The organism is Bacillus sp. FSL E2-0195, from assembly GCF_038003645.1.
Lineage (GTDB): Bacteria > Bacillota > Bacilli > Bacillales > Bacillaceae_G > Bacillus_A > Bacillus_A mycoides.
Map to the genome: position 1 here is coordinate 4,706,363 of NZ_JBBOPN010000001.1, position 15,307 is coordinate 4,721,669.

The window sequence follows — 15,307 nt, forward strand, 5'->3', positions numbered from 1 at the left end:
CCTAACAATATGTTTACAAAAATCATACTCCCTCACGTAACTGTAGGTTCAAGCCTTTTTTCAAAAAGAATGAATCAAGTCCCTCACTGCATATATTGAACTATACCTTTTCTTAAGGAGGGCTTTCTTGATGCGTACTCCTTTATCCTTTGATAAAGACACTGCCATATTGTTAGCATCTTGCTGCGATCTAACGTATGAACAATATAAACAAAATGGCATTTTCGAAATACCCGATGGGTTCCAATATGTACAAGGGTTTCAAGGAAAGGCCATTCAAAAGACAGAATGGTTCGGATTCATATTAGAATCTGAGGATACAATTATTGTAGCTTTTAGGGGCACACAAACAGATACAGATTGGATTATCGATTCACTCGTTAACCAAAAGCCATACCCATATGCTTTAAATAGTGGAAATGTCCATAATGGCTTTCTTTCAATTTATGAATCTTGCCGGGATTCCATTATGGATATGCTCGTGTCATTACCAGCCCATAAGAAACTTCTTGCAACAGGCCATAGCTTAGGCGGTGCACTCGCTACACTACACATACTAGATGCACGTATAAATACTGCCTTCGCACAGTACGGTCTTTATACCTTTGCCTCTCCAAAAGTTGGAGATATCGCCTTTCGAAATTATTATAAACTGCAAGTAGCTAGTAGCTTTCGTTTTGTCAATTTATTCGATGTCGTTCCTCTTCTCCCTCCAAGAAATGTCCATTTTAATGATAAAGACTGGGAATATGCACACGTCCATCACAACATGACATTTACGAAAAATACAAAATCCATTACGAATAACCATTCCATTACAACATACAAAACATGTCTGACCTCTCATTTTTAACCAGTAAACAATTGGAAATTTAATATTTGTATACTATAATAATCTATGAAATTACTTTCGGATGAGGGGACCTTACATGCTAAAATTTTTCTTTGCACTTTTTCTTATAATAATTTTTTCGTTTACAGGTTTCTTTACATTTTCATACTTTGCGACAGGCGAATATGGCGGAACAGGTATAATATATACGTTCATGCCTTACCTTTCTTAAGCAAAATAAATAAAAGCCCCTTCAAAAGGGGCCTTCATCTAAAAAAGTTTAACAGTATTACCAATACCCCAAATTTCATTACTGTACTGCAAAATTGTTCGATCACTCGCAAAATGCCCCGATTGTGCAATGTTCAAAATCGACATTTCCAGCCATTTCTCCCTATTTTCGTAGGCCCTTCCGACAGCTTCTTGTCTTTCAGCATATGGGCTAAAATCTCGAAGAACGAAGTATTCATCATTTTGAATAACGAGAGAATCATAAATCGCTTCAAATTCAGCTCCCGACTGTGCAAAGAAACCATTCGTTAACTGATCTACTACTTTTTTAATGTGCATATTGTGGTGATAATAGTCACTTGCACGATATCCACCGTTTTGGTAGTAATGAAGAACCTCATCCGCTGTTAAGCCGAAAATGAAGCAGGCATCATCACCGACCCGGTCTTTTATTTCAATATTAGCTCCATCTAACGTTCCGAGTGTAATTGCACCATTCATCATGAATTTCATGTTACCTGTTCCCGATGCTTCTTTACTCGCAGTTGAAATTTGTTCACTTACATCTGCCGCCGGGAATATATCTTCAGCTAAAGAAACTCGGTAGTTTTCTAGAAAGATAACTTTCATAAATTGACTTACGTACGGATCGGTATTCACTTTTCTTGCAAGCTCATTTATTAATTTAATAATTTTCTTCGCATAATAATAGCCAGGTGATGCTTTCGCTCCAAAAATAAAAGTACGCGGGTAAAATGAAAAACTAGTATCCTCTTTTAAACGGTTATACAAGTACAAAATATGAAGAACATTTAATAACTGTCGTTTATAGGCATGTAACCTTTTCACTTGCACATCAAAAATAGAATTTGGATCAATAGTGATCCCCATTTTATTATGAATGCTCTCCGCTAAAATAATCTTACGCTCTTGTTTTACCCCTGCAAGCTTTTCTTGAAAACTAGTATCATGTATGAAGTTTTGCAGTGCTTGCAGCTTAATTGGCTCTTTCTTCCATTCTTCTCCAATCGCTTCCGAAATAAGATTCGTCAGCTGTGGATTCGCCTTCATTAACCAGCGCCTATGAGCAATTCCATTCGTTTTATTATTAAACTTATCTGGATAAAATTCATAGAACAATCGCATTTCACGCTGCTTTAAAATTTCTGTATGAATTTTAGCCACACCGTTAACGCTATGGCTACCAACAATCGCTAAATGAGCCATTTTCACAAGGTCATGCGCAATAATGGCCATGTCCTCAATACGCTTCCAATCGTACGAATAACGGTCCCAAAGCTCATGACAGAAACGTTCATTAATTTCTTCAATAATCATATAAATTCTCGGTAATAACGGTTTAAAAATGCGAATTGGCCATTTCTCAAGCGCTTCTGATAACGTCGTATGATTCGTATAGGAAATCGTCTGCGTTGTTATGTGCCAAGCTTCTTCCCATGTCAATTTTTCTTCGTCTAATAAAATACGCATAAGTTCTGGAATTGCTAGAACCGGATGTGTATCGTTTATATGAATCGCGATTTTTTCATGTAACTGACGAAGACTACCGTGTCTCTCCCTATGCATACGAACGATATTTTGCAAACTTGCTGATACGAGGAAATACTGTTGTTTTAAACGAAGTATTTTCCCCTCATCATGCGTATCATCTGGATATAAAAACTCCGATACGGCCTCTGTTTCACGCTTATATTTCAAAATATCTTTACAATTTTGCGGGAAAGGAACTGGCTCCGCATTCCAAAGCCGAAGCGTATTTACAGTACTCGTTTCATACCCTACAACTGGAACGTCATATGGTACTGCCATAATAACTTCTGCATTTGTATGCCTGAACTCTAAACGTCCATCAATTTCTAGTGGTTCAACGTTTCCAAAATAACTTACTTCTACAGCTTGGTCATACCTTCTTACTTCCCAAACGTTTTCATGAAGAAGCCACTGTTCTGGAAATTCTACTTGATAGCCATCAACAATTTTTTGATCAAACAGACCATGCTTATAACGAATACCACAGCCATGTCCTGGTAAGTTTAAAGAAGCGAGTGAATCGAGGAAACAGGCTGCTAAACGTCCAAGTCCGCCGTTACCAAGGCCAGCATCTGCTTCAATCTCTTCTAACTCGTGCAAAGAAATTCCAAGTTCAAAAAGTCCTTTTTCACATACATCTCGAATGCCTAAATTCAATATGTTACTGCCTAGTAAACGCCCAAGTAAAAATTCAATGGATAAATAATACATTTGTTTTTGATCTCCAGAACGATAACTTTCATTCGTTGCAATCCATTGACTATTCATATACTCACGTACCATATGACCGAGCGTATTATACTGATCACGAGTTGTAGAATCTTTGAAACTTTTCCCATACATCGTTTCTAATTTTTCTAGAAAAGCGGATTTGAAGCTTTCAACATGAGTAAACATTTTTTCACCACCTCAATGTTATTCCATGAGACTTTTATACAATTTCTTGTATGCAAGAGCAGATTTCCCCCAGCTATAATCTTCAGTCATCGCTTGCTTTACAAGCTTATCCCATACCGGTTTATCTTGATAAAACTCAATTGCACGAAGAATCGTATGTAACATGTCATGCGCATTAAAATTCGTAAAGCTAAAGCCATTCCCAATTCCAGTGTCCTCATCGTAAGAATGTACAGTATCATTTAATCCGCCTGTTTCTCTTACAATTGGAATCGTGCCATATGCTAACGCAATAAGTTGTCCAAGTCCACACGGTTCAAACAGCGATGGCATTAAAAACAAATCGCTTCCCGCGTACACTTGGTGCGCTAACGCTTCATTAAACCCAATATATACTTTTACCTTTTCTGGATACTCGTATGCCATCCATTCAAAGAACTGCTCGTATTCAGAATCGCCTGACCCCAAAATAATACATTGTACATCTTCTTCCATTATTTCACGGAATACAGTACGTACTAGATCAAGCCCCTTTTGTTTCGTTAATCGTGTTACCATCGAAATAACTGGTGTATCTTCTTTTTCTGGTAAACCAAAATAACGCTGCAATGCGCGTTTATTTTCATTCTTTTCATCTAGCGATTCTGCACTATACTGAGCCGTAATATATGGATCTGTTTCTGGATTATATACGCTCGTATCAATTCCATTTACAATGCCACTAAGCTTATCATTATATTTTCGTAGCAATCCATCTAACTTCTCACCGAAAAACTCATATTGAATCTCTTCTTTATATGTCGGGCTAACCGCTGTAATTTGGTCAGATGCGATAATACCGCCTTTCATAAAGTTCACGTTTCCATAAAACTCAAGCTGTTCACTATGAAAATATTCATGACCAAGCTCCAGTAAGTCGTACATCACTTCAGGAGGAAATACACCTTGGAACTGCAAGTTATGAATCGTATATACCGTTTTAATATGCTCATATAACGGGTTATCTTGATACTTTTCACGAAGTAAGAAATTAACCATAGCTGTATGCCAATCATGGCTATGAAGAACATCTACTTCGAAATCAAGATGCGGAATACACTCTAAAACTGCTTTTGAAAAATAAGAAAAACGCTCCCCATCATCATAATGGCCATATAGAGAATCTCTCTTAAAATAATATTCATTATCTATTAAGTAATACGTAATCCCGTCCTGCTCACCTTTTAAAATCCCGCAATATTGATTTCTCCATCCAAGGGGAACGCTAATTACTTTATGAAGCGTACATCCTTCTCTTAACTCTTTCGGGATAAGACTGTAGTTTGGAAGTATAATGCGAACATTCACTCCTAATTTTTTTAATTCTTTTGGAAGCGCTCCTGCTACATCAGCTAGACCTCCGGATTTAATAAACGGTACACATTCTGATACTGCAAATAAAATATTCACCTGTTGTTCCACTGCACGAAAAGCGTATACATCATAAATCGCTCTTCTTACAGCTTCCTCCCTTCAAGTTTTCATATAGAGTAAAACCTTAATTAGTGGGGGTTTTCTAAATCCCCCACTAATTATGCACCTGCTATTTACGAATAACTGTTGATTGTACTATTTTGTACACTACCTTTTTCTACAACATATGGCTCATCGGCATTTCCTTTTAACACTACGCCGTCGCCAATTTTCACATCTTTATCGATAATAACACCGTCTATTATGCAATTATCTCCAATTTGGCTCTTTTGCATAATAATACTATTACGAACAATTGAACCTTTTCCAATTTTAACAGAACGGGAGACAACACTATTTTCTACTTCACCCTCAATAATACTGCCGTTTGCAATCATCGTATTTTTCACGACTGCACCCTTCATATAACGAGTTGGTGGCTCATCTTTTACTTTCGTAAAGATTGGTGCTTCTTTCTTAAATAATTGCTTCCAAATAGAAGGTTGCAAAATTTCTAAGCTATGTTTATAGTAATTTTCAATCGAATCAATAATAGCTACATATCCTGTATGCTCGTACGTAGCAATATGTAGTGATTTTCCGCGCTTTTCTCTCACTACATCAAATAAACTGTATTGCTCCACATCTTTATATGTCTCAAATAAATCTAACAACAATTGTTTCTTTAACACGTATGTTTGAAGCGAAATGCCTTCATGACAAACCTCGGTAATATCAGCTGACGTATGTATATGTCGCTCTAACACTGCTTGAAAATCTAATGCCGTTACGAGATGGCTATTCGTAATAACAACGTATTCTTCTCTGCTTCTTAGAAAATAATCAATATGCCTTCTAAAATGTGCAAAAGACCCAAACTCATCTTGGTCACATTGGCAATTTGGTGGGAATAAAAACAGTCCGTCTCGTTTTCTATCTAAATCCCACTGTTTCCCTGAACCTACATGATCCATTAAAGAACGATTTTTATGACTTGTAAAAACCGCTACGCTATGAATATTAGAATTCACCATATTTGAAAGCATGAAATCAATGAGTCGGTAACGGCCCCCAAACGGTAACGCCGCTAATGAACGATGCCCTGTTACTTTCTTTAAGGAAGGAAAACTTCCCGTTGCATTAATAATTCCTAACATTTTTTCTCCCATTCATTTCATCCCCCTTTTCTATTTCCCTTCAGCAATTAATACTACATCGTCAACATTTTTTTCTGGACGAATGATTGTTCCATCTTCAATAACCATTTCCGATCCAACGATCGCTCTTTCAATCACAACATTTTTTCCAATCTTTGCCCCTGGCATAACAACGGAATCAATAACCATACTACCTTCTTCCACCGTTACCCCTTGGAATAACACAGAATGCTTCACGTCCCCTTCAATGATGCATCCTTCATTAATAAGCGATTCTTCTACTTTCGCCTGTTCCGCAATATATTGAGGTGGCTCATTTGGATTGACAGAATAAATACGCCAGTTACGGTCGTTTAAATTCAACGATGTTTCATCGCGAAGTAAATCCATATTCGCCTCCCATAAGCTTTTCACTGTTCCAACATCTTTCCAATACCCTTCAAACGGATACGCCATTAGCTTCTTCCCTTCATCTAATAAAAGCGGAAGTACATCTTTTCCGAAATCATTACTAGATTCAGGATTTCTTGCATCCATTTCTAAATACTCTTTCAAAATTGCCCAGTTAAAAATATAAATTCCCATTGATGCAAGATTACTTCTTGGAAATTGCGGTTTCTCTTCAAACTCAACAATCTCCATCTCTTCATTTGTATTCATAATGCCAAAGCGACTCGCTTCATCCCAAGGCACTTCAATAACAGAAATCGAAACGTCCGCTTCTTTCTCAACATGGTAATCTAGCATTTTACTGTAATCCATTTTATAAATATGATCTCCTGATAAAATAAGGACATACTCTGGTTCATACTGACTTAAATAGTTTAAGTTTTGATAAATGGCACTTGCCGTACCTGTATACCACTTCACACCTGAAGACTCCGCATAAGGAGGTAATACTGTGACTCCACCGTTTACTCGGTCTAAATCCCAAGCATTGCCGATTCCGATATAATTATGAAGTTCGAGTGGTTGATATTGCGTCAAAATCCCAACCGTTTCAATACCGGAGTTTGCACAATTACTTAACGTAAAATCAATAATGCGATATTTACCACCAAATGGAACAGCTGGCTTGGCTAAATTTTTTGTTAATGCACTTAAACGACTACCTTTTCCCCCTGCTAGTAACATTGCTACGCACTTTTGTTTTTGAGCCATCTTGTTTTTTGCTCCCCTTTCTCGTCTTCACTGGTCGTAATATGGATACGCCAAATGGTGGAATTGTAATTTCTACATGTGCCGCTTGATTATGATATGGCTCTAGAATCGTCTTGAGACGTTTCTTATTAACTTGCCCCGATCCGCCATATTGCGCCGAGTCACTGTTTAAAATTTCGTTATAGTACTCGAAATCTGGTACACCTACTTTATAGTTTTCATATGTAGCTTTCGTAAAATTACATACGACAACTAACGCATCTTCCTGCTTATCCCCTTGGCGGATAAACGAGAAAATACTTTGCTCATTATTATTAGCATCAATCCACTGAAATCCTTCAGGCGAGTGATCTAACTGCCAAAGTGGTTTTGAGCGCTTATACAATGCTATGAGCTCTTTAAAGTAATCATGCATATTACGATGCATTTCAAAATCATGTAAATTCCAATCTAAATCTTCAAGGTCTTTCCACTCATCAAATTGCCCGAATTCTCCACCCATAAAGAGTAATTTCTTACCTGGATGAGTAAAGAAATATCCATATAATAAACGAAGCTGAGCAAACTTATCCCAGTAATCTCCCGGCATTTTATTTAATAACGACTTTTTCCCATGAACGACTTCATCATGAGAAAGCGGCAATATGAAGTTTTCAGAGTGAGCATATATTAAAGAGAATGTCATTTTCTCATGAATGTATTTCCGGTACTCTGGCGCACATTCCATATATTTCAGCACATCATTCATCCAACCCATATTCCATTTATAATTGAATCCAAGTCCACCCTCGTATGTTGGAGCTGTTACAAGTGGCCAAGCTGTTGAATCTTCCGCTGTCATAAGAAACTCTTCATCTTCTGCAAACACGGCTTCATTTAACTCTCGTAAGAAAGAAACGGCGTGTTCATTGCTTTGCTCTTTTCCTTCTTTATTCCAGTACAGCATATTCGCAACTGCATCTACCCTGAAACCATCAATATGGAAATACTTCATCCAAAATAACGCATTTGAAATTAAGAAATTACGTACTTCTCTCTTCCCTAAATCAAAATTAACAGTTCCCCATACAAGGTTTTCTTGTACGTCTCTATCTTTATATTCATAAGTCGGTGTCCCATCAAACAAATATAAACCGTGAGCATCTTTACAAAAATGCCCCGGTACCCAATCTAAAATGACACCGATTCCATATTTATGACATTCATCGACAAAATACATCAAATCATGTGGCGTGCCGAATCTACTTGTCGCTGCATAATATCCTGTTCCTTGATATCCCCAAGAACGATCATATGGATGCTCAACAAGCGGCATAATTTCAATATGTGTAAATTGATGTTCCACCACATACGGAATGAGCTCCTCGGCCATTTCTCTGTAAGAATACAGAGCGCCATCTTCTTTCTTTTTCCAAGAACCGAAATGTAATTCATAAACTGTCATCGCTTCTTTATAAATCGATTTTTTCTTTCTCTTACGAATCCAGTTTTTATCATTCCATTCATATCCCTCTATATCAAAAACTACAGATGCCGTATTTGGTCTTACTTCTGCATATACTGCATAAGGATCCGCTTTTAAAATAACGTCACCATCCATCGTTTCAATCGCATACTTATATATATCATTCTCTTCAATATGCGGTACAAACAAGGACCAAATCCCCTCTTCTGTCACTTGTAGCATCTTATGTTGCTCATAATCCCATTCATTAAAATCCCCAACAACACTCATTGCTTTCGCATGAGGAGCCCATACTGTGAATCGTACACCTCGCATCCCATCTTCCGTCACAATATGTGCGCCAAAGATGTTATAACTGTCATAGTACTTTTCTGTATGAAACTCATCTCGTTTCACTTCTTCACAATTTATTACATCCAATATGTTCACCTCACTAAGATGACAGAATTTTTTTACTCTTTATCATTTCTGCGAAAAACTGAAATATCCTTGTTATTTTTTAAAAAATATTCGTTTTTTTCTTAAATTTCACTTAAAATTTTCACATTTTCCGTGTAAATTATCGAATTTTGACGAATATTCATTGCAAACGCTTCATTTCCTACTATCCTTTCATCCTATTATTTATTTCTCAACCTTTATTTCATAAGATTTATCCTATTTTACTCGCTATTTATCACTTAAAATCGTAACAAAATAATCTGTCATAAAAAAATGTTTCTCAATATTTTTTGTCACAATTTTATTGAAATGGAAAATTCATAAGCATATACTCATTCTCAATAAAGAACATTGAACCTTCGCAAATATAATTCATACTGAAACACTATGTTTACTCTATCGATGCTCCAGGCGAAAGTCTGATAAAAATTAAATTAGGGGGCTTTCTTATGTCATTAAAACAAAAGGTTGGAATGGGAGTTGTCACAGCTTCACTTGGCTTATCCCTTACATTCGGCGGTGTATTCGCCTATTTCAGTGATTCTGAAACATCGAGTAATTCATTTCAAACCGTCTAACAACGAAATTAGGTACTGAAAAAGATGGTAAGCTACTCGTTCAATATTAATATGCTCGTCCAGATGAAAACCTTGCAAGCGACGTAAATGGCGATAAAATAATTGATATTAAAGATGCTGAAATTATCGCTAATAACTATGGTAAAAAAGGAGTATCTGTAAAAGATGGCGATCTTAATAATGACGGCATCGTCGACGAAAAAGACATTCGCTTCGTAGAAAAGAAATTCTTGAAAAAAGGACCAGATGCAGCAAAATCACAAACACCTGTAGAAAAATCAAAAAGCGGTACACTGGCAGATATTTTAAAGAAATTAGGATTAACACCTAAAAAATAATAATAAAGAGCACTCTATATAAAGTAGAGTGCTCTTTTCTATAAACGACCCTTATCCAGCAAAAGGGGTATATTGGGGATATACAAGGGAAACCGGAAAAGGAATTTATATTAAATTATATAAAAACTCAGAGGTAGGAAGCAGTTTCCCGCCTCTGAATTATTTAGCAATTATTATAGTACTGGTGCCATTGTTTCTTTTAATACTTTTACAGAATGAGCGAATTTCGCTTTTTCTTCTTCATTTAGCTCAAGTTCTACGATTTCACGTACACCTTCGCGGTTAATAACAGCTGGAACACCTACGAAAGCATCTTTCTCACCATATTGACCTTCAAGGTATGCCGATACAGTTAATACGCTGTTCTCGTTGCTTAAGATTGCTTTAGTTACACGAAGTAGTGACATACCGATTCCGTAGTAAGTTGCACCTTTACGCTCAATAATGTGGTAAGCTGCATCGCGTACATTTTCAAAGATTTTATCTAAATCTTCTTGGTTATACTGTTCGTTGTTCGCTAAGATTGTTTCTAGTTTTTGTACACCTACAGTAGCGTGGCTCCATACTGGAAGTTCAGTGTCACCGTGCTCACCAACGATGTAAGCATGAACGTTACGTGGATCTACATCTAAGTAGTCACCTAACATGTAACGGAAACGAGCAGAGTCTAAAGTAGTACCAGAACCGATTACGCGCTCTTTCGGTAAACCGGATTCTTTCCAAGTTACGTAAGTTAAAATATCAACTGGGTTAGTTGCGATTAAGAAGATTCCATCGAATCCGCTATCCATAATACCACGAACAATTTGTTTAAAGATCTTTGTATTTTTCTCAACTAAGTCTAAACGAGTTTCGCCTGGCTTTTGTGGTAATCCAGCAGTGATAACTACTAAATCTGCATCTTTACAATCTGCATAGCTACCGCTCCAAACTTTTGTTGGTGCTGGAGAGAATGGTACCGCATGGCTTAAGTCCATTGCTTCTCCTTCTGCTTTTGCTTCATTAACATCTACTAGTACGAATTCTTCAGCTACACCTTGGTTGATCATTGAGTAAGCGTAACTACAACCTACAGCTCCTGTTCCTACTAATACTACGCGATTGATACCTTTTTTCATGTTAATTTCCCCTTTCAATTGTTTATATCTATTTTTTATTATTGTTTAAGTAATTAATTAAAATACTAATTTAATGTTGTTTAACTTCTTTACATACATATTGTAGCACGGATTATTGTGAATTCCTTCACAAATTATGACCTATTTGTGAACTTTTTCACATAGAGTGTAAAGTTGTTAGAATGCGGGTGAAATCCATCTCAATGGAGGCGTTTTCTTTAGATTGTGAAAGGTTTTTTCTTAAAGTTTTCTTGGTAAGTGAAATTATATCGAACACAACTTTGGTTATATCGACGTTTCGACAAGAATAGCTTCTTCTATCTATATTATTTATCCCGCTATTTGTGGGTAGTAAGACTCCCACCTCAAAATTTGGCTGGAGCGAAGAAGTTAGCCTTCACATAATTCTCATCATTTAACTTTTGTAAATCCGCAGCAATACTTTTAGAGGTTTTTATAAGGGGTCACCATACATTGCCATCAACTTAAGAAATTGGTATTTCCCCATATCGAAAAAAATGAGCTGAATTATTATAAATAACTCTGGAAAGATAAAATTTTCATTTTGGGGATACTTCAAAATATTAGCCTGATGGACATAGGTATCACCACATGTCCATGGATTAAAGAAAGAGCCTATTATTAAACTGTACCCTACTCTTTGGGTCGGAAGAGGTGCTATAGATGAATGTAAAGACATATAGGGCTCAAGTGTTTTCTTGGTCTAAGGAGGCCAAGGTAGAAATAGTAGAACTCATTTCCGCCGGCATAGGTATGGCCGGACCCGTTCTGTTCGCCACAGTTCTAGGCTATCCCGCTCTTGGTTTTGCTGCATCGGTCGGCAGTTTGGCAGTCAGTAGCGTGAAAGTCGGTTCGAGTTTTATAAATCACGGGAAAAGGTTGGCATCAGCGCTGATATCAGTAGTGCTCGCTGCGATTGCTGCTGTTCTCTCTTTCGGACATGGCTATCTGACATTTGGAGTCTTGATCCTGCTGGTAAGCCTTGCTGCGTTAATTGGCGGATATAGTCGTGCCTTGGCGGTGGCAACAACACGCTTTGTCGTATTCCTGATTATCATCCTCAATATGGTCGACCAGACGGAGTACCGGATGGAACTAATTTTTTCAATCTTAGCAGGGGCGATTTGGACCGTCAGTATCAGCTTGGTGCTAGGCATCTGGGTACACCGTTGTTTTAAATCATCGCTGGATGGAGCTGTGAAAGGGCCAACATCGAAAAAAATCATTCTATGGTGGAACTCTCTTGTACACCTATCCAGTTGGCAATTCCCAATCAGGCTCGCATTATGTCTAGGTATAGCTGAGGGATTGCGAATACTTTGGCCCGAGCACCACTTCTATTGGATTGCAATTACCGTAGCAATCCTTACTCAGCGGAAAATAGAACTCTTTCCAATCAAAACAACACAACGAGTGCTTGGTACAGTAATCGGCGTGATTGTTGCGAGCTTGCTTCTCGCAACTAGTCTACCAATTTTGGGGTTAGTTATAAGTATCGGGCTATTCGCAGGTGTTCGACCTCTTCTAAAGGTTCGAAATTATCTTGTATACTCTGCAACCATGATCCCGCTCATTATTTTGATCATGGAAGCCGGCAAGCCGTTCCAGTTTATCATTCTGTTCGACCGTGTATTTGCAACCCTTATCGGTGCAGTCATCGTGATTGCAGTGAACTTGATATTCAGTAGAGCGATGGCGAAATCAGTGTAAAGGTGGTTATCTAGCGAAAGATGCTTTAACATTTTAGGTATCTTTTCCAGTAGAACCCCCCCCCCCTATAATGACCTTTTCATACTCCATCTTTTATAAAAAAAGCAGACTACTAAAAGTTCGCTTTAGATAACATATATACAACAAAAAAGAGATAGCAGATTATGCTATCTCTTTTAGTATGACCCGTACGGGATTCGAACCCGTGTTACCGCCGTGAAAGGGCGGTGTCTTAACCACTTGACCAACGGGCCAAAATCTGGCAGAGAAGAAGGGATTCGAACCCTCGCACCGCGTTCGCGATCTACTCCCTTAGCAGGGGAGCCCCTTGAGCCACTTGGGTACTTCTCTATAATATGGCTCCGCAGGTAGGACTCGAACCTACGACCGATCGGTTAACAGCCGATAGCTCTACCACTGAGCTACTGCGGAATAATTATGGTGGGCCTAAATGGACTCGAACCATCGACCTCACGCTTATCAGGCGTGCGCTCTAACCAGCTGAGCTATAGGCCCATAAAAAGCGGGTGAAGAGAATCGAACTCTCGACCAGAGCTTGGAAGGCTCTTGTTTTACCACTAAACTACACCCGCATTAAATTAAAAATGGTGAGCCATGAAGGATTCGAACCTTCGACCCTCTGATTAAAAGTCAGATGCTCTACCAACTGAGCTAATGGCTCATTTTGAAAGTGGTGCCGGCTAGAGGACTTGAACCCCCAACCTACTGATTACAAGTCAGTTGCTCTACCAATTGAGCTAAGCCGGCTTGCGATTTCAAAATGGTGGCTCGGGACGGAATCGAACCGCCGACACGAGGATTTTCAGTCCTCTGCTCTACCGACTGAGCTACCGAGCCTTTATGTAAAAAAATGGCGGTCCCGACCGGGGTCGAACCGGCGATCTCCTGCGTGACAGGCAGGCATGTTAACCACTACACCACGGGACCATTTGGTTGCGGGGACAGGATTTGAACCTGCGACCTTCGGGTTATGAGCCCGACGAGCTACCGTACTGCTCCACCCCGCGATGATATAATATTTAATTTAGAAAAAATGGAGGAGGTAGAGGGATTCGAACCCCCGCGCGACTCTCGCCGCCTGTCGGTTTTCAAGACCGATCCCTTCAGCCGAACTTGGGTATACCTCCGAGATATGAACTTTGAGTGGTGGACCTTGTAGGACTCGAACCTACGACCGGACGGTTATGAGCCGTCTGCTCTAACCAGCTGAGCTAAAGGTCCTTTATGGTAGCGGCGGAGGGGATCGAACCCCCGACCTCACGGGTATGAACCGTACGCTCTAGCCAGCTGAGCTACACCGCCATAAGTTATATTCAAATAAGTGGAGCCTAGCGGGATCGAACCGCTGACCTCCTGCGTGCAAGGCAGGCGCTCTCCCAGCTGAGCTAAGGCCCCATATTTTGAAAATATCGGGAAGACAGGATTTGAACCTGCGACCCCCTGGTCCCAAACCAGGTGCTCTACCAAGCTGAGCCACTTCCCGTTAATAAAAAACGCGCCCGAGAGGAGTCGAACCCCTAACCTCTTGATCCGTAGTCAAACGCTCTATCCAATTGAGCTACGGGCGCATATGGTGCCGAGGGCGGGGGTCGAACCCGCACGGTGGTCACCCACCGCAGGATTTTAAGTCCTGTGCGTCTGCCTGTTCCGCCACCCCGGCATGTCATACTGAAAATTGGAGCGGAAGACGGGATTCGAACCCGCGACCCCAACCTTGGCAAGGTTGTATTCTACCACTGAACTACTTCCGCAAGACATGTTTGAGTTATTTTGTTAAAAGTGCGGGTGAAGGGAGTCGAACCCCCACGCCAAAGGCGCTAGATCCTAAGTCTAGTGCGTCTGCCAATTCCGCCACACCCGCATATTATAATTTAAAAAGAAAAATGGGGCGACTGATGGGAATTGAACCCACGAGTGCCGGAGCCACAATCCGGTGCGTTAACCACTTCGCCACAACCGCCATGATTTTCTGGTGCCGACTAGAGGACTTGAACCCCCAACCTACTGATTACAAGTCAGTTGCTCTACCAATTGAGCTAAGTCGGCTAAATGGTGGAGGATGACGGGATCGAACCGCCGACCCCCTGCTTGTAAGGCAGGTGCTCTCCCAGCTGAGCTAATCCTCCGAATTGCCTGGCAACGTCCTACTCTCACAGGGACAAGGTCCCAACTACCATCGGCGCTAGAGAGCTTAACTTCCGTGTTCGGTATGGGAACGGGTGTGACCTCTCTGCCATCATTACCAGACTGTATTCATTTAAGACAAGAATTATCATAACTTATTCGACATTTAAAGTCAACAAGTTTTTTATATTCTTTCAAAACTAGATAACA

At 39.4% G+C, this 15,307-nt stretch carries 8 protein-coding genes, 22 tRNA genes, 1 rRNA gene and 2 pseudogenes; 4 read left to right on the forward strand and 29 right to left on the reverse strand.

Going from position 1 to position 15,307, the window contains the following annotated elements:
* Window positions 1–130 precede the first annotated feature (130 nt).
* A complete protein-coding gene (locus MHH59_RS24345; RefSeq protein ID WP_002089241.1) occupies window positions 131–853 on the forward strand; it encodes a lipase family protein in 723 nt (240 codons plus the stop codon).
* Window positions 854–1,102: 249 nt separating this feature from the next.
* On the opposite strand, the gene glgP is transcribed toward MHH59_RS24345, so the two are convergent.
* From glgP to glgB, 5 genes are all read right to left on the reverse strand, one after another.
* Window positions 1,103–3,511, reverse strand: coding sequence for a glycogen phosphorylase (gene glgP, locus MHH59_RS24350; protein WP_016095894.1), 2,409 nt, complete (start codon window positions 3,509–3,511; stop codon window positions 1,103–1,105).
* Between the two features lie 18 nt (window positions 3,512–3,529).
* Entirely contained in the window at window positions 3,530–4,960 is a 1,431-nt protein-coding gene (gene glgA / locus MHH59_RS24355; RefSeq protein ID WP_002167471.1) for a glycogen synthase GlgA, read from the reverse strand.
* Between the two features lie 137 nt (window positions 4,961–5,097).
* Window positions 5,098–6,132 (reverse strand): glucose-1-phosphate adenylyltransferase subunit GlgD, encoded by a 1,035-nt coding sequence (glgD, locus tag MHH59_RS24360; protein ID WP_078178331.1) that lies wholly within the window; start codon window positions 6,130–6,132, stop codon window positions 5,098–5,100.
* Window positions 6,133–6,150: 18 nt separating this feature from the next.
* Window positions 6,151–7,281: a glucose-1-phosphate adenylyltransferase gene (glgC, locus tag MHH59_RS24365; protein ID WP_050000918.1), complete on the reverse strand. Its 1,131-nt coding sequence runs from the start codon at window positions 7,279–7,281 to the stop codon at window positions 6,151–6,153.
* Window positions 7,229–9,166, reverse strand: a complete 1,938-nt coding sequence (gene glgB / locus MHH59_RS24370; RefSeq protein ID WP_002167470.1) for a 1,4-alpha-glucan branching protein GlgB — start codon at window positions 9,164–9,166, stop codon at window positions 7,229–7,231. The genes glgC and glgB overlap by 53 nt, the downstream gene beginning before the upstream one ends.
* Before the next feature lie 470 nt (window positions 9,167–9,636).
* Between glgB and MHH59_RS24375 the strand changes: the two are divergent.
* Window positions 9,637–9,756 (forward strand): annotated as a pseudogene (locus tag MHH59_RS24375) (TasA family protein); the annotation flags it as partial.
* Window positions 9,750–10,103 (forward strand): annotated as a pseudogene (locus MHH59_RS24380) (dockerin type I domain-containing protein); the annotation flags it as partial. The pseudogenes MHH59_RS24375 and MHH59_RS24380, both read left to right, overlap by 7 nt.
* Window positions 10,104–10,276: 173 nt before the next feature.
* Here the strand turns inward: MHH59_RS24380 and MHH59_RS24385 are convergent.
* Window positions 10,277–11,221 (reverse strand): L-lactate dehydrogenase, encoded by a 945-nt coding sequence (locus MHH59_RS24385; protein WP_002129674.1) that lies wholly within the window; start codon window positions 11,219–11,221, stop codon window positions 10,277–10,279.
* A 684-nt stretch (window positions 11,222–11,905) separates the two neighbouring features.
* Between MHH59_RS24385 and MHH59_RS24390 the strand changes: the two genes are divergently transcribed.
* Window positions 11,906–12,952 carry an FUSC family protein gene (locus tag MHH59_RS24390; protein ID WP_340852581.1) on the forward strand — a complete coding sequence of 349 codons (1,047 nt, stop codon included), beginning with the start codon at window positions 11,906–11,908 and terminating at the stop codon, window positions 12,950–12,952.
* A 182-nt stretch (window positions 12,953–13,134) separates the two neighbouring features.
* Here MHH59_RS24390 and MHH59_RS24395 read toward each other — a convergent pair.
* The 23 genes from MHH59_RS24395 to rrf form a co-directional block, all read right to left on the reverse strand.
* Window positions 13,135–13,206 (reverse strand) — tRNA-Glu (locus MHH59_RS24395).
* A gap of 6 nt (window positions 13,207–13,212) precedes the next feature.
* Window positions 13,213–13,303: transfer RNA gene (locus tag MHH59_RS24400), tRNA-Ser, on the reverse strand.
* 6 nt (window positions 13,304–13,309) lie between these two features.
* Window positions 13,310–13,384, reverse strand: a tRNA-Asn gene (locus MHH59_RS24405).
* Between the two features lie 7 nt (window positions 13,385–13,391).
* A tRNA-Ile gene (locus MHH59_RS24410) sits at window positions 13,392–13,468 on the reverse strand.
* Window positions 13,469–13,474: 6 nt separating this feature from the next.
* Window positions 13,475–13,545, reverse strand: a tRNA-Gly gene (locus MHH59_RS24415).
* 13 nt (window positions 13,546–13,558) lie between these two features.
* A tRNA-Lys gene (locus MHH59_RS24420) sits at window positions 13,559–13,634 on the reverse strand.
* 10 nt (window positions 13,635–13,644) lie between these two features.
* A tRNA-Thr gene (locus tag MHH59_RS24425) sits at window positions 13,645–13,720 on the reverse strand.
* Window positions 13,721–13,734: 14 nt separating this feature from the next.
* A tRNA-Phe gene (locus tag MHH59_RS24430) sits at window positions 13,735–13,810 on the reverse strand.
* Window positions 13,811–13,824: 14 nt separating this feature from the next.
* Window positions 13,825–13,900: transfer RNA gene (locus MHH59_RS24435), tRNA-Asp, on the reverse strand.
* Between the two features lie 3 nt (window positions 13,901–13,903).
* Window positions 13,904–13,980 (reverse strand) — tRNA-Met (locus tag MHH59_RS24440).
* A gap of 27 nt (window positions 13,981–14,007) precedes the next feature.
* Window positions 14,008–14,100 (reverse strand) — tRNA-Ser (locus MHH59_RS24445).
* Window positions 14,101–14,117: 17 nt separating this feature from the next.
* Window positions 14,118–14,194 (reverse strand) — tRNA-Ile (locus MHH59_RS24450).
* 4 nt (window positions 14,195–14,198) lie between these two features.
* Window positions 14,199–14,275, reverse strand: a tRNA-Met gene (locus tag MHH59_RS24455).
* Window positions 14,276–14,295: 20 nt separating this feature from the next.
* A tRNA-Ala gene (locus tag MHH59_RS24460) sits at window positions 14,296–14,368 on the reverse strand.
* 14 nt (window positions 14,369–14,382) lie between these two features.
* Window positions 14,383–14,456 (reverse strand) — tRNA-Pro (locus MHH59_RS24465).
* 11 nt (window positions 14,457–14,467) lie between these two features.
* Window positions 14,468–14,541 (reverse strand) — tRNA-Arg (locus MHH59_RS24470).
* A 3-nt stretch (window positions 14,542–14,544) separates the two neighbouring features.
* A tRNA-Leu gene (locus MHH59_RS24475) sits at window positions 14,545–14,633 on the reverse strand.
* Between the two features lie 16 nt (window positions 14,634–14,649).
* Window positions 14,650–14,724 (reverse strand) — tRNA-Gly (locus MHH59_RS24480).
* A 29-nt stretch (window positions 14,725–14,753) separates the two neighbouring features.
* Window positions 14,754–14,834, reverse strand: a tRNA-Leu gene (locus tag MHH59_RS24485).
* Between the two features lie 23 nt (window positions 14,835–14,857).
* Window positions 14,858–14,933: transfer RNA gene (locus MHH59_RS24490), tRNA-His, on the reverse strand.
* Window positions 14,934–14,943: 10 nt separating this feature from the next.
* A tRNA-Thr gene (locus MHH59_RS24495) sits at window positions 14,944–15,019 on the reverse strand.
* A gap of 4 nt (window positions 15,020–15,023) precedes the next feature.
* Window positions 15,024–15,099, reverse strand: a tRNA-Val gene (locus tag MHH59_RS24500).
* A gap of 5 nt (window positions 15,100–15,104) precedes the next feature.
* Window positions 15,105–15,220, reverse strand: a 5S ribosomal RNA gene (gene rrf / locus MHH59_RS24505).
* Window positions 15,221–15,307 lie beyond the last annotated feature (87 nt).

Coding starts and splice junctions, on each gene's coding strand:
- glgD (WP_078178331.1), bottom strand. CDS start 6,132: ATGGGAGAAAAAATGTTAGGAATTATTAATGCAACGGGAAGTTTTCCT.
- glgC (WP_050000918.1), bottom strand. CDS start 7,281: ATGGCTCAAAAACAAAAGTGCGTAGCAATGTTACTAGCAGGGGGAAAA.
- MHH59_RS24385 (WP_002129674.1), bottom strand. CDS start 11,221: ATGAAAAAAGGTATCAATCGCGTAGTATTAGTAGGAACAGGAGCTGTA.
- glgP (WP_016095894.1), bottom strand. CDS start 3,511: ATGTTTACTCATGTTGAAAGCTTCAAATCCGCTTTTCTAGAAAAATTA.
- MHH59_RS24345 (WP_002089241.1), top strand. CDS start 131: ATGCGTACTCCTTTATCCTTTGATAAAGACACTGCCATATTGTTAGCA.
- MHH59_RS24390 (WP_340852581.1), top strand. CDS start 11,906: ATGAATGTAAAGACATATAGGGCTCAAGTGTTTTCTTGGTCTAAGGAG.